Origin of the sequence: Methanomethylovorans sp. (assembly GCF_041447285.1) — an archaeon.
In the GTDB taxonomy this organism is placed as follows: domain Archaea; phylum Halobacteriota; class Methanosarcinia; order Methanosarcinales; family Methanosarcinaceae; genus Methanomethylovorans.
Genome location: NZ_JBGMEB010000002.1, coordinates 1 through 12,660, shown reverse-complemented (window position 1 = coordinate 12,660; position 12,660 = coordinate 1). Strand labels below are relative to the sequence as shown.

General features: G+C 42.1%; 16 protein-coding genes. 7 read left to right on the top strand and 9 right to left on the bottom strand.

Features of this window, described 5'->3' with window-relative positions:
- Positions 1-7: 7 nt before the first annotated feature.
- The gene (locus ACC612_RS00265) at positions 8-814 is read left to right on the top strand and encodes a sulfite exporter TauE/SafE family protein (protein ID WP_371852457.1); all 807 of its coding nucleotides are present in this window, start codon (positions 8-10) and stop codon (positions 812-814) included.
- Between the two features lie 224 nt (positions 815-1,038).
- Here ACC612_RS00265 and ACC612_RS00260 read toward each other — a convergent pair whose 3' ends face one another.
- Complete coding sequence (locus ACC612_RS00260; RefSeq protein WP_371852456.1) at positions 1,039-1,248, bottom strand: molybdopterin-binding protein; 210 nt, start codon at positions 1,246-1,248, stop codon at positions 1,039-1,041.
- Between the two features lie 256 nt (positions 1,249-1,504).
- Here ACC612_RS00260 and modA point away from each other — a divergent pair, with 256 nt between their 5' ends.
- Genes modA through ACC612_RS00245 form a run of 3 tightly spaced genes read left to right on the top strand, consistent with a single transcriptional unit; the run spans position 1,505 to position 4,205 of the window.
- Positions 1,505-2,398, top strand: a complete 894-nt coding sequence (gene modA / locus ACC612_RS00255; protein ID WP_371852455.1) for a molybdate ABC transporter substrate-binding protein — start codon at positions 1,505-1,507, stop codon at positions 2,396-2,398.
- Between the two features lie 8 nt (positions 2,399-2,406).
- Positions 2,407-3,075: a molybdate ABC transporter permease subunit gene (gene modB / locus ACC612_RS00250; protein WP_371852454.1), complete on the top strand. Its 669-nt coding sequence runs from the start codon at positions 2,407-2,409 to the stop codon at positions 3,073-3,075.
- A gap of 11 nt (positions 3,076-3,086) precedes the next feature.
- Positions 3,087-4,205: an ABC transporter ATP-binding protein gene (locus tag ACC612_RS00245; RefSeq protein ID WP_371852453.1), complete on the top strand. Its 1,119-nt coding sequence runs from the start codon at positions 3,087-3,089 to the stop codon at positions 4,203-4,205.
- A 28-nt stretch (positions 4,206-4,233) separates the two neighbouring features.
- Here the strand turns inward: ACC612_RS00245 and ACC612_RS00240 are convergent, their stop codons facing one another.
- The gene (locus ACC612_RS00240; RefSeq protein WP_371852452.1) at positions 4,234-4,443 is read right to left on the bottom strand and encodes a molybdopterin-binding protein; all 210 of its coding nucleotides are present in this window, start codon (positions 4,441-4,443) and stop codon (positions 4,234-4,236) included.
- A gap of 403 nt (positions 4,444-4,846) precedes the next feature.
- Between ACC612_RS00240 and ACC612_RS00235 the strand changes: the two genes are divergently transcribed.
- From ACC612_RS00235 to ACC612_RS00225, 3 genes are read left to right on the top strand one after another with little or no spacing between them, the layout of a single operon-like run.
- Positions 4,847-5,233 (top strand): hypothetical protein, encoded by a 387-nt coding sequence (locus ACC612_RS00235; protein WP_371852451.1) that lies wholly within the window; start codon positions 4,847-4,849, stop codon positions 5,231-5,233.
- 18 nt (positions 5,234-5,251) lie between these two features.
- Entirely contained in the window at positions 5,252-5,455 is a 204-nt protein-coding gene (locus ACC612_RS00230; protein WP_371852450.1) for a helix-turn-helix transcriptional regulator, read from the top strand.
- Position 5,456: 1 nt separating this feature from the next.
- Positions 5,457-6,014 (top strand): TOBE domain-containing protein, encoded by a 558-nt coding sequence (locus ACC612_RS00225; RefSeq protein ID WP_371852449.1) that lies wholly within the window; start codon positions 5,457-5,459, stop codon positions 6,012-6,014.
- A 54-nt stretch (positions 6,015-6,068) separates the two neighbouring features.
- Here the strand turns inward: ACC612_RS00225 and ACC612_RS00220 are convergent, their stop codons facing one another.
- From ACC612_RS00220 to thsA, 7 genes are all read right to left on the bottom strand, one after another.
- Entirely contained in the window at positions 6,069-7,145 is a 1,077-nt protein-coding gene (locus ACC612_RS00220) for an SO_0444 family Cu/Zn efflux transporter (RefSeq protein ID WP_371852689.1), read from the bottom strand.
- Between the two features lie 17 nt (positions 7,146-7,162).
- A complete protein-coding gene (locus ACC612_RS00215) occupies positions 7,163-7,492 on the bottom strand; it encodes an ArsR/SmtB family transcription factor (protein WP_371852448.1) in 330 nt (109 codons plus the stop codon).
- A gap of 60 nt (positions 7,493-7,552) precedes the next feature.
- On the bottom strand, positions 7,553-8,326 hold the full coding sequence (locus ACC612_RS00210; protein WP_371852447.1) for an energy-coupling factor transporter transmembrane protein EcfT: 774 nt from the start codon (positions 8,324-8,326) through the stop codon (positions 7,553-7,555).
- Positions 8,323-9,147 (bottom strand): ATP-binding cassette domain-containing protein, encoded by an 825-nt coding sequence (locus ACC612_RS00205; protein ID WP_371852446.1) that lies wholly within the window; start codon positions 9,145-9,147, stop codon positions 8,323-8,325. Before ACC612_RS00205 ends, ACC612_RS00210 begins: the two co-directional genes overlap by 4 nt.
- Positions 9,132-9,947: an ATP-binding cassette domain-containing protein gene (locus tag ACC612_RS00200; RefSeq protein WP_371852445.1), complete on the bottom strand. Its 816-nt coding sequence runs from the start codon at positions 9,945-9,947 to the stop codon at positions 9,132-9,134. The genes ACC612_RS00205 and ACC612_RS00200 overlap by 16 nt, the downstream gene beginning before the upstream one ends.
- 4 nt (positions 9,948-9,951) lie before the next feature.
- Positions 9,952-10,506 carry a biotin transporter BioY gene (locus ACC612_RS00195; protein WP_371852444.1) on the bottom strand — a complete coding sequence of 185 codons (555 nt, stop codon included), beginning with the start codon at positions 10,504-10,506 and terminating at the stop codon, positions 9,952-9,954.
- Positions 10,507-10,623: 117 nt separating this feature from the next.
- Positions 10,624-12,249 carry a thermosome subunit alpha gene (gene thsA / locus ACC612_RS00190; RefSeq protein WP_371852688.1) on the bottom strand — a complete coding sequence of 542 codons (1,626 nt, stop codon included), beginning with the start codon at positions 12,247-12,249 and terminating at the stop codon, positions 10,624-10,626.
- Positions 12,250-12,660 lie beyond the last annotated feature (411 nt).

The window sequence follows — 12,660 nt, the reverse complement described above, 5'->3', positions numbered from 1 at the left end:
AAAAAACATGGGAGAATCTGTGAAGAACATATGGAGCTTTATTTCAGGTACAGTTATCGGTATACTGGGAGGATTAATGGGCCTTGGGGGAGCTGAATTCAGGCTGCCTGTCCTGGTAGGATTTTTCAGGTTCACTACATTCCAGGGAATAATTATTAACCTGGTCGTAAGTTTGGTAACAGTCTCATTCTCCCTGATTTTCAGGAGCGCTTCCATACCATTATCCAGCGTGGCAGACAATTACGGAATAATACTGAACCTGCTGGCAGGTTCAATAATTGGTGCCTTTATGGGAGTCAGACTTGCAACTAGGATCAATCCTGAAAAATTGGATGATATTGTGTTTGTTTTCCTGACGTTGCTTGGGATTTTCATGATAAGTCACTCGCTCATCCATTTCAGTTACCTTGAGTTGGCGCCGATTGTCAGAATCATGGCAGGATTCCTTGCAGGAATAGTTATAGGGATTTTCAGCAGCATGCTTGGAGTTGCAGGCGGCGAATTGATAATACCGACAATAATACTGCTATATTCCATCGATATTAAGCTGGCAGGGAGCCTGAGTTTGTGCATAAGTTTTCCTACCTTATTGATAGGGATCATGAAATACAGGAAAAACGAGAAATTCATGGTTATAAAGGACAACATAAACTTTGTGATTTTCATGGCAATAGGCTCTGTTGTGGGAGCATTCATAGGCAGTAGGATGCTTATTGGAGTTGGTGCAGGCACGTTGCAGGTAATATTAGGAACAATCCTGTTGGTTTCTGCTATCAAGATATTCAGGAAGAGGAGTAAATCACAAGTTCATTGATATATGAAAACATCTAAGAAGATTTTTAAGTTGAATGAGCTGATTCGGATTGCTTTGCTTCAAATTTTTGACAACTGCAATCCTGCAGACTTGCAATAAGATACCTTCTTCCATGTTGTTAATAAAGAAGCCAATGAACCTGAAAGTCTTATCATAATTTAGGCTGATAAGCTGCTGAATTTGCCCGCATGGAAAATAAATAAATAAATAAATAGACAAGGATTTTAATCTGTTGTGAGTGTTATGCTTGAAGCCTTAATAAATGCGTATATTTCGTTTCCCACTTTGACTACAAGGCTTTTTGGAGCTGTTTTTGTGATTACTGAGACAATTTCAATTCCATTTCCCAGATCGATAGTAACCTCAGCAGTGACATTTCCAGCCTTAATATGCTTCACTTTGCCTTTCAGTACATTACGTGCACTTATCTTCATAGTATCACCTTTTTTAAAAATAATGACGCCGAAAAGTTCTTGCAGGCATTGTCATGGATTTTGCAAGAGTGGGGAGAGAATTTGGAACTAGTCCCCATGCAGAAACCTATTTATAACATAATAAGGAATCATCTGTGATATGTCTACTCCGACATAACGCTGCTGACAGCACTTAATAGACAAGACTACCTGACAAAACCTGTCAGCAGCGAAATATCCTGAATTATTTTGATCTAAAGAAGTTAAGGTGCTCTGCATGGATAAAAAGAACCAGACATTACTTACGGTTTCCATAGCAATTGTAATAATAGTAGCCCTTGCAGCTATTTTCATGGGCTCAGATGATGAGAAGCAACAAGACCAACAACTTGGGCAACAGCAGGATCAACAACAGACCCAGACCCAGCCGCAAGACCAACAAGAAGCAACACAACAACAAACTTCTGAGACTACACAGATCAATGTTGCTGCTGCTGCAAGCCTCACTGAAGCGTTCACGGATATGGAAAAAGAATTTGAAGCCGAGAATCCGGGTATCGATGTTGTTTATAACTTTGGAGCATCTGGCACTCTTCGTACACAGATTGAAGGTGGAGCACCCGTAGATGTATTTGCTTCAGCAGCCGAGGATCAAATGGATATGCTTGCAACCAAGGGATTCGTATATAACGATACCAGAGAAGATTTTGTAGAGAACTCACTTGTAATGATAGCTCCAAAGGGAAATACACTTGGACTTACCGGCATGCAAGATCTTACCAAAACTGAAGTGGAAAAGATCTCCATTGGTAATCCCGATAGCGTACCTGCTGGAAAATATGCAAAGGAAGCAATAACAAACGCAGGACTATGGGATAGTGTTTCAGGCAAGATGCTTATGGCAGAGAATGTGAAACAGGCACTCGTCTATGTGGAAAGAGGAGAAGCGGAAGCAGGATTTGTGTTCAGTACAGATGCATCATCTGCAGAGAACGGTTCAATTGAAGTCATTACTTCAGTTCCTGTGACCACGCCCATTACTTACCCAATAGCTGTAGTCTCATCTACACAGAACCAGGATGATTCCCAGCTGTTTATAGATTTCGTTACTGGGGAAAAAGGTAAATCCATACTGGAACAATATGGCTTCAGTATTCCTCAGACCGGATGAAATAGAATATGCTTGACCAAGTATGGTTTCCCTTATACATAACACTTAAGATATCACTGGTATCCTCGTTAATAGTGGCAATACTGGGTACCGTAATATCTTATCTCCTAGCCAGAAGGGAATTCATGGGCAAGTGGCTTATTGATTCACTGGTCACCCTCCCCATGATACTCCCACCTACAGTAACGGGGTACATGCTGGTCGTGCTTCTTGGAAAAAGAGGAATTATTGGACAAACATTATTCAACCTGACAGGAATCAGCATTCTTTTCACCTGGCAGGTAGCAGTTATAGCTGCATTTGTTGTATCCTTACCTCTAATGGTTAAGACCACTACGGCAGCTATTGAAGCTGTTGACAGAGAACTGGAATATGTGGCTTATACATTGGGAAAGGCCGAGCTTGAAACTGCACTTTTTATAACCCTCCCTCTTGCAAAAAAAGGTATACTAGCAGGCGTGATCCTGAGTTTTGCAAGGGCAGTTGGAGAGTTCGGTGCGACACTTATGGTCGCCGGGAATATACCCGGAAGAACTAACACTATGGCAATTTCCATTTATAGTGCCTTTCAGGGTGGCAACAGTGAACTCGCAAATACACTCGTGATAATACTCGTGCTGATATCGCTATTGTCCATGGCTATCACTACAAAGCTTGTTAATAGATGGAAACTGTGAGGAAATAGACCATGGGAATTAAAGTTGACTTCAGAAAACGATTTTACAAAGACAATGGAAAAAAGAAAGGAAAAGAACCTTCTTTCACTGTGGATGTCAACTTTGAAGCAGGCAACGAACTTGTAGTGCTTTTTGGCCAGTCCGGCTCCGGAAAGACCACGACCTTAAGATGTATCGCTGGTCTGGAAAAACCCAATGGGGGAAAAATAAAGGTCAACGAAAAAGTCTACTTTGATTGCCATAAAAGGATAGACCTCCCGCCCCAGCAACGTGGTCTTGGCTACGTCTTTCAGAACTATGCACTTTTTCCACACATGGATGTAAAGAAAAACATCACATATGGACTCAATGGCTGGAAAGAGGATGAAAAGGAAAAAAGATTGAAAGAAATGCTCCAGCTTTTGCATATCGAAGGGCTGGAAGACCATTATCCTGCACAGCTTTCAGGTGGACAGAAACAACGTGTTGCTCTGGCTCGTGCTCTGGCTCCGAAACCAGATATATTGCTGTTAGATGAGCCATTTTCTGCACTTGATATAATAGTGAGGATGAAATTGCGGGATAAGATAAAACAGATCCAGAAAGATTTGGATATACCTGTCCTTTTCATCACCCATAACCATGTAGAAGCTTTTACTCTTGCTGACAAGGTCGTGGTGTACCATGAAGGAAGAGTACAGCAGGTAGGGACTCCTGAAGAAGTATTCTACAATCCTAAAAATCGGCATGTTGCAGAACTAGTGGGTGTGAACAATATATTCGATAATGCTGAAATTGTGGACTGTGGTAATTCTGACAAGACGGAAATCAGAAGCGGAAACATGAACATAATTGCTAGGCGAACACATCACAAAAACGGTGAAAAGGTAGCATGGGGAGTACGTCCAGAGAACCTATACCTATTATCACCTCATAAAGAAGAGGTTGGAAATGGAATAAACGTTTTCAAAGGAACAGTTACGACAGTGGTAAACAAAGGTGCAAGTAAAGTGGTAGCTGTAGAATTGGATATTGACAGGAAAATGATTCTAGCAGAAATTTCCAATAGGGTCTTCGAAGAACTGAAAACTAAACCCGGGTCAGAATGCCTTGTTAAAATTGAGCCTGAGGACATGCTTATATTCGGGTAGCACATATATAAAAAAGAAAATAATATATTTAATCTGTTGCGATCATCACACTGGAAGCCTTGATTACAGCATAAACTTCCTTTCCGACTTTTATGCCAAGGTTTTCCACAGAATTCTTTGTGATGACAGAAACGATCTCTTTTCCGTTGCCCAAATCAATGGTTACCTCAGCACTAACCTGGCCAATGACCACATTCTTCACTTTACCTTTTATTGAGTTACGTGCACTTATCTTCATAATTCGATTCTCCTAGCCAATTACGGGCAAAACAAGATACAAGTCCTTACTACAAAACCCATAATCTAATATAATAGAAGGCGGAAACCAATTATATAACTTACGAGAGAAATAAAAGAGAAGTAGATGTGTATATATATATATATCCAAACTTGATGTGTGAAACACATTTTATTTTACTGATTCTCATGAAAATATGGCACCTACACAAAGATTCTCTGTAGAATACGCGAGCAGTGGAACTTTTTTACATAAATTCATTAAATAATCAGTCCAAAAAGAAGACTTGACATTAGCTTTATTAAAAGTCATTCAAAGTGGAGTAAGTTAAATATTTATAGCATAATGTTAGAAATAAATCACTTAATGCGAGTTAAATCTAATAATTCAAGAGGCAATCAACATGGATAACAGGTACAAATATAGCCTTTATGCAGCAATTGCAGCCGTTGTGATAGGAATAATGGCGAGTATCCTGCAAGTTGGCGATGAAGAAATCTCAAATATATTGATCAACATCGGTGTGGCAATTATTGCTGTACTGCTGGTAAGACTTAGAAGAACTGGGAACCTGCCGGAAAAGGATGAAAGGACAAAGAAATTAGGTGCTTATGGGCTGTCTTACTCATGGTTTATCACATTTCTGGCTTTGAACCTGCTTTTCTGGATAGACCGCCTGCACTTTGCACAACTCAGTGTATCCACTGTGATATTCATTCTGTTCATTCTTATGCTTGTGACCGCAAAGGGCTTCCAATGGCATTTCCTTTCCAAAGGCGATGTGGACTAATTACGCAAGAGGTGCTGAATGCAGACAAGGATCAAAGAGTTCAGGGCACGATACAATCTTACACAGGAAGAACTGGCACAAAAAGTAGGAGTGCGCAGAGAGACAATAGGTTTTCTGGAAAAAGGAAAATACAATCCATCTCTGAAGCTTGCCTACAAGGTAGCAAAGTGTCTGAACTCGACATTAGACGAACTTTTTATATTCGATGACAGTGACCTCTAGAATGAGAGATATGGAAACAAGAGCAAAAGTATGGATTACAGAAGACGGTAAACCCGTTATAGGAGAAGGAAAAGTTGAGTTTCTTAAAGCCATAGATGAAGAAGGCTCACTAAGCAAAGCCTGCAAAAAAATAGGGATTTCCTACAAGCATGCATGGCTGGTGCTCAATAAGATGAGCGAACGCCTGGGCGAAGACGTTGTAGTAACGATAAGAGGAGGAAAAGAGCAAGGGACTTTTCTCACTGATGCTGGCCGCAAACTCATAAAAGAATACGATATGAACAAACAGTTGCTCAACAACACAATGCATGATGAGACTTATAGGGAACATCTCGGACTGCATATTTCCGCACGCAACAGGATACCTGCAAAGATCATAGAAGTGGAAAAAGGAGATATAGCCTCCAGAGTAAAATTATCCATAGAAGCTGCAGTTTTAAGTTCACTGATCACCAGTGAGGCAGTGGAAAAACTGGATCTTAAAGAAGGTGACGAGGTTTTTGCAGTCATTAAGTCTACTGAAGTCCTCATTGGGAAAACGGCAATGAAGAAAGATTGATCCGATTATCCTCTACATGCCTTTTTTCTAAAAGCCAATAAACTAACCAATCGATCAGTTGCACTTTTTTCGAGTAATACCATAGGCCATAAGAGGCAGCAGCACAAGTGCAAATACAAACTGGATGGAAGCTGGTACAATATCCCCACCAGTTCCTACAACGGCAGCTGCTTTAACTCCAAGACTCATATAGATGAAATCCAGAAGCAATCCAAAGCCTATGGAACATACTGCTATCGTACCAACATAGATCATTGCAGTCTTCTTGCCGAGAAACTTCATTACCATGGTAATAGTTGCAGCGTTTGTCGCCGGGCCTGCAAGGAGGAATACAAAAGCTGTTCCAGGACTCATACCTTTTGCAACTAATGCTGCAGCAAGGGGTGTGGAGGTAGTGGCACAAATATACAGAGGAATCCCTATGAGGAGCATAATCATCATCGAAAAAATGCCACCTCCCAGATAGGAGCTAATGACCTCTTCAGGTATTAAGTACGCAATAACTCCCGCAAGCAGGGTTCCTATAATGAGCCATTTTGAGATATCTCCAAGAAGGTCTACAAATGCATATCTTATACCAGCAGCTATCCTGGAAGCTGCATTGGCATTACCATTGGAAGAGCATGCTCCATCTGAACAGGAACAGCCACACCCCGGGGTAGCAGAAGCATGCATCATAACAAGGGGCTTGCTTAAGAGAGGTTTCTTCTCATTTGCCGATGAAAAGTTTTCGATTATGCCTGCTGCAATAGCTGTAAACAATGTAGCAAGCGGCCTGAATACTGTCATGAGTGGATCCAGCAGAGCATAGGTAATTGCGATGGAGTCAACTCCTGTTTCTGGTGTTGAGATCATAAAAGACAAAGCTGCTCCTTTTGTAGCACCCCTTTTCTTCAGAGACAGAGCTGTAGGTACAACACCACACGAACATAGTGGCAGCGGCAACCCCATAAGGGAGGCATTGATCACAGACCTTACCTTTCCTGCTGATTCCCCCAGATAGGAAAGTATTTTCTCATCAGGGACCAGCACATGAAGTATGCCAGCAATCAAAAATCCCAGGAATAAATAAGGAGACATCTCCAAGAAAAGTGACCACGATTCAAATAAAATTCCATAAATAATATGTATTATAGATATTTCAGATATCAGTTTTCCATCTCCTTTGCGTGTTGCTGGCACATATCAACCAGTACGCTTACGTGCTCATCTGCCAGATGATATAGAGTAAAACGTCCTTCTCTTTTGGTCCTCACAAGGTCTAACTGTCGTAAAGTACGCAAATTATGAGAGATAGCAGACTGGGATTGACCCAGGACATTTTCAAGGTCAGTCACACAAAGAGGGCCATGCTGCAAGAGTAAGAGAATTTGCAGACGAGTTGTGCATTGCAATGCTCCGAATATCTGACAGATACGGTTTATCACTTGTTCAGAGGGAAGAGCATTGGTCATGGTTTTAACAGCTGCATCATCCATACATGAATGGGACATGTATATGAACATATGAACAATCATTCATATAATTAACCGTTCGATCTAGAAACAGAAGAAAAAGATCACCATACATGCCACAATGAATAGAGAAAAACAATCTGCTTTGTGCATCTTCAACTCGAACATAGAAGTTCTGCGGACACCCTGGTAACAGCGGCTTTCCATAGCCATTGCCAGATCCTCTGCCATGCGCATGGTGCTGTGGATCATGGGCACAGCCATTGAAGAAACCCCCCTAAGGGGATGTCGATTTAGATCCATGCCTCTGGAAAACTGTGCCTGCAATATTTGTGACAAGTTCCCATTCATCAAGGGTACAAAACGCATAGATATCGACATCATGATAGCAAGGTCGTAAGATGAGATACCAATGATAGAAAGAGGCAGTGGGCGCAGCATCTTTTCTATCCCCAGAGTCAGAAGAGCAGGACGTGTTGTTGAAAGAAGTAACGAAGCAAAGAGGACAAGCAGAATGAATCGCGAAGTAACAAGCCCCCCTTTCCAGATTCCTTCGGAACTTATGACCACTGGCCCTATAGAAAACAGGCTCTCTCCCCCCGAGGACATGGCCTGTACTGCGAAAATGAAGATGAAGAACAATAACATAGGACGAAGAGAGTTAAGATGATGTCTGATACCCAATCTTGCAATCAGCGAGAGTGTAAAAAAGATACAAAATAGCAAACCTATGGTCTTAAAAGTAGATGCCCTCAGCACAACAATACTGAGCAGCATTACTGAAATCAGTTTTGTGCGGGGATCCAAGCTATGAAGAATAGATTTTCCCGGAAGATAGGAAAAGAACATGTCATTCATGTGCCTGTCCTCATCTTTTTGATATGCATTATTTCCCTGAATGCTTCTTCCACAGTGAAAACATCATCATTCACATCTAGCCCGGATTTACGCAGCTCTCTCATCAGCAAAGGAATATCCTGAACCTGTGAATACCCTGATAAAAAGTAGTCTTCAGGAGAACCTTCAAAAGCTATCTTTCCCCTTTCCATGAAAAACACCCTTGTGGCAAGGGGCAATACATGATGTATATTATGGGTTACGACCACAACGGTGATACCAGTAGCATGAATCTCTCGTAACGCTTTAAATAGCTCGTTCCTGCTCTTGGGATCAAGACCTGTAGAAGGTTCATCAAGAACCAGATATTTAGGACTTGCAGCAATGATGCCTGCAAGAGCTACTAATCTCATATGACCGTTACTCAAACTAAAAGGAGACTTGGAAACTATATTCTCATCCAATCCCACCAATTTCAAGGACTCGATCACCTTTGTAAGCAGTTCCTTACCGGATATCCCAAAGTTCGAGGGTGCAAAAGCAACATCTTCAAACACCGTCCGTCCAAAAAGTTGCTGTTGGGGAAATTGAAAAAGCATGCCTACAAGCTTCCTGACCTGGACTGATGTAGCATTATACCCATCTACTGTTACTTTTCCTGAAAGGGGTTTTAAAAGACCATTAAAATGTTTTACAAGAGTAGATTTTCCGGACCCGATTTCGCCCATGATGACCAGGAACTCACCTTGATTTATGTTCATACTCACCCTGTCAAGCACTATTGACCCTAGCTGAGTATTGCGTGTATAAGAGAAGCTGACATCTTCTACAGTGATCGGCATATTTCCTCCGTCAGCGAAAGTGGGGAAATTTCACAACCATTCAGGCGAATAACACCTGCATCTTCCAGTTTCAATGCAAGCTTCATTAAAGGAGGAATCTCAAAAAGATCATGGTCAAAGCCAAGTTCCCTGATAACGGCAAGTGGAGTTCCATCAGCTACTATCCTGCCCTGATCCATCACCAATATACGATCGGCAATAAGAATTTCTTCCGGCCTGTGGGTGATGTAAAGCAAACCTATTCCTTTGTTCTTAAGAGAAATAACGATGTTAAGCACTTCCGTACATGAGTGGGGGTCCAGCATGGAAGTGACTTCGTCCAATACTAGGAATTTGGAACCCATAGCCAATGCTCCTGCAATGGCTGCTTTCTGTTTCTGGCCACCGCTCAAAGAACCCGGAGAAAAGCATCTATATTTCTCCATATCAGTGACTGCCAATGCCTCTGAAACTAGCTTTTTGATCTCATCTGGTGGAAGAGCAAGATTCTCCAATCCAAAAGCTATATCTTCTTCCACAGTGCTGCCAATGAACTGCACATTAGGGTCCTGGAATACCATTCCTACAGACTGCCTTATTCTCCAGAGAGAAGAAGGATCTATAGTATCCATTCCCATCACTTTTACAGAACCAGTTGTGGGTCTTAAGAGGCCATTCAAGTGCCTTGAAAAAGTGGATTTACCACAACCATTGGGACCCACTAAAACAACGAATTCACCCGCTTCGAGCTCCAGGTCTATGGAATCAAGTACATTTGTGCCATCTGGATAGTTGTATGAAAGAGCCTCAATGGATATCACGTGCTTAGACCTCGTATCGTGTAGCTATGAATGCAGCAATTATTAATGAGATCGCATCGCCTATAATGAAGGGCAATACTCCTGCAACCATTGTTTGCTGGAATGTAAGATCAGCTACTTGCATAAGCCGGAAAGCACCGAAAATGTAAATGATGCACAAGCCAACGATCATATGCAGACTATTTTTCAGTAAAGAACGCTTAGGCATGATTTCTGAGAGCTTGCCAGTTACAAATGCTGCAAATACAAAGCCTATTAGATAACCACCCGTTGGACCAAAGAGCACTCCCAGTCCGGAAGATCCTCCTGAGAATACAGGAAACCCTACTATACCGAGCAAAAGGTACACAATCATGCTGATAGTTCCCCATCGGCTACCTAGGATACAGCCAGTTAGCAATACGAAAAATACCTGCATTGTCACCGGAACAGGTGTAAGAGGAAGAGGGATCTTTACATACGCACCAACTGCCATCAGAGAGGCGAATAAGGCAGCAAATACCATTTTTTTCAGATCACCAGTAGAGATTCCAGTATCCAGAGAGGGATTGTAAACCATGATTGTAAAAGTGGTTTACAATACATTTAAACATTATCCCAGAAGGAACTGGAAAATAAAGATGAAAAGAATGCCAATAATAGAACAGAGAATAGATAAGAAAAGAAATGAATGGGCTTACTCGCCCATTTCAGCACTGGCGCCTGGCATGCCTCCTGCGCCTGCCTTGCTCTTGCCGGAAGATGCAACAATATCATCGATCCTGAGGATCATAACAGCAGCTTCAGTAGCTGAGTTTATGGCCTGAGTCTTTACCCTCAGTGGCTCAATGACATTTTCTTCCCACATGTCAACTACCTTGCCAGTATATACGTTCACACCAGCTTTTTTGTTACCCTTCTCGTGCTGGGAACGCATCTCAACAAGTATGTCAATGGGATCAAGTCCGCCATTCTCTGCAAGAGTTTGCGGAATAATTTCCAATGCATCTGCAAATCCATTTACTGCAAGCTGTTCCCTGCCTTTAAGGGTTGCAGCGTACTGCCTGAGCTTCAGTGCAAGTTCAACTTCAATTGCACCTCCGCCTACTACTACCTTCCCATCTTCCAGGGAAACGCCTACGACCCTCAGTGCATCATTGAGTGCACGCTTGAGACCATCGACTATATGTGTAGTACCTCCGTGAAGAACGAGAGATGCGGTCTTTGTGTTCTTACAGTCCATCACAAAGGTCATCTTGGTACCTTTGATTTCTCTTTCTTCAACATAGCCTGCGTAACCAAGGTCATCGATAAGGATCTCAGTGTCATCCTGAACGATAGTAGCGCCTGTTGCCCGGGCTAGCTTTTCCATATCGCTCTTCTTGATCCTTCTGCATGCGTAGATACCAGCTTTCTCCAGATAGTACTGAGCGAGGTCATCGATGCCTTTCTGACAGAACACCACATTTGCACCGGTCTTGATGATATTGTCGACCTTTGCCTTGATCATCCTTTCTTCCTGATCCACGAACAGCTGCATCTGTTCTGGGGAAGTGATCTTTATCTCAGCATCCTTCTCGATCTTGTTAAACTCAATAGCAAAGCTTGTCAGCATGACCTTGGCATTGTCGATCCTTTGTGGCATGTTGGGCCTGACACGGTCCTTGTCTATTACAAGCCCCTTGATCAGTTCTGTATCCTTTATACTGCCGCCTTCACGCTTCTCAATAGTAATATCCTCTATGTCTACGACATAGCCTGATTCGGTCTTCTCAGCCACTGAGAGTGCTGCATCAAGAGCTAATTCAGAAAGGAAATCCTTGTATTCCCCTGCACCTTTTCCTGTAAGAGCAGTTGAAGCTATCTTCTTCAATGCCACTCTGTCTTCAGGTGAAACATCAACAGTAATAGTATTCAGGATCTCTTCACATTTTGCAGCTGCCTGCCTATATCCACTGGTGATAATGGTTGGGTGGATACCTTTGTTCATCAGTTCTTCTGCTTTTGTGAGTAATTCGCCTGTAAGTATTGCTGCAGTGGTGGTTCCGTCCCCAACTTCGTCATCCTGGGTCTTGGACACTTCCACTACCATTTTGGCAGCTGGGTGCTCAATATCCATTTCCTTAAGAATGGTGGCTCCGTCATTGGTGATAACTATGTCACCCAATGAGTCTACAAGCATTTTGTCCATGCCTTTGGGGCCCAGTGTGCTCCTCACTGCATTTGCCACAGCCTTTCCTGCAAGGATATTGATGCTCAGAGCATCTCTACCCCTGGTCCTCTGATTCCTGTTACCTGCATAGTGTGCTGGTTGTCCAGCCATTCGTGCTGCCAAATCATTAACCTCCTAGTAATAATTGAACGATCAATTTGAACATTGAAGTGCCGTTATCGAAGATATTCAACACTCGATAGTTGAATCTAGATGCAAGCAGTTCTATATAAAGGTAACCAATGATATATAAACGAGAAATCGAACTTATATGAAGGAGAATCTCAAATTAGGATTTTGATTTAAAAACCTATTCCTTTTTTCTTTGATACTGCTATTCTCTTTTTTTGGGGGGGGCGGTAGCTATAAATAGCATAAATTTTGCCCCTCCATGTATAAAAAATCTATAGAGTATAAAGGAGTCCTCTTCGAGGACTCCATAGAAAACTATCTTTACAGAGAAACTGCCTCTATTTGCCAATTTCTTCATTTTCTCTGTATAGAAGACATTTCACAATACGT

Coding starts and splice junctions, on each gene's coding strand:
- ACC612_RS00240 (WP_371852452.1), bottom strand. CDS start 4,443: ATGAAGATAAGTGCACGTAACTCAATAAAAGGTAAAGTGAAGAATGTG.
- ACC612_RS00245 (WP_371852453.1), top strand. CDS start 3,087: ATGGGAATTAAAGTTGACTTCAGAAAACGATTTTACAAAGACAATGGA.
- ACC612_RS00210 (WP_371852447.1), bottom strand. CDS start 8,326: ATGAATGACATGTTCTTTTCCTATCTTCCGGGAAAATCTATTCTTCAT.
- ACC612_RS00230 (WP_371852450.1), top strand. CDS start 5,252: ATGCAGACAAGGATCAAAGAGTTCAGGGCACGATACAATCTTACACAG.
- ACC612_RS00265 (WP_371852457.1), top strand. CDS start 8: ATGGGAGAATCTGTGAAGAACATATGGAGCTTTATTTCAGGTACAGTT.
- ACC612_RS00215 (WP_371852448.1), bottom strand. CDS start 7,492: ATGGATGATGCAGCTGTTAAAACCATGACCAATGCTCTTCCCTCTGAA.
- ACC612_RS00205 (WP_371852446.1), bottom strand. CDS start 9,147: ATGCCGATCACTGTAGAAGATGTCAGCTTCTCTTATACACGCAATACT.
- ACC612_RS00225 (WP_371852449.1), top strand. CDS start 5,457: ATGAGAGATATGGAAACAAGAGCAAAAGTATGGATTACAGAAGACGGT.
- modA (WP_371852455.1), top strand. CDS start 1,505: ATGGATAAAAAGAACCAGACATTACTTACGGTTTCCATAGCAATTGTA.
- ACC612_RS00195 (WP_371852444.1), bottom strand. CDS start 10,506: ATGGTTTACAATCCCTCTCTGGATACTGGAATCTCTACTGGTGATCTG.
- modB (WP_371852454.1), top strand. CDS start 2,407: ATGCTTGACCAAGTATGGTTTCCCTTATACATAACACTTAAGATATCA.
- thsA (WP_371852688.1), bottom strand. CDS start 12,249: ATGGCTGGACAACCAGCACACTATGCAGGTAACAGGAATCAGAGGACC.
- ACC612_RS00235 (WP_371852451.1), top strand. CDS start 4,847: ATGGATAACAGGTACAAATATAGCCTTTATGCAGCAATTGCAGCCGTT.
- ACC612_RS00260 (WP_371852456.1), bottom strand. CDS start 1,248: ATGAAGATAAGTGCACGTAATGTACTGAAAGGCAAAGTGAAGCATATT.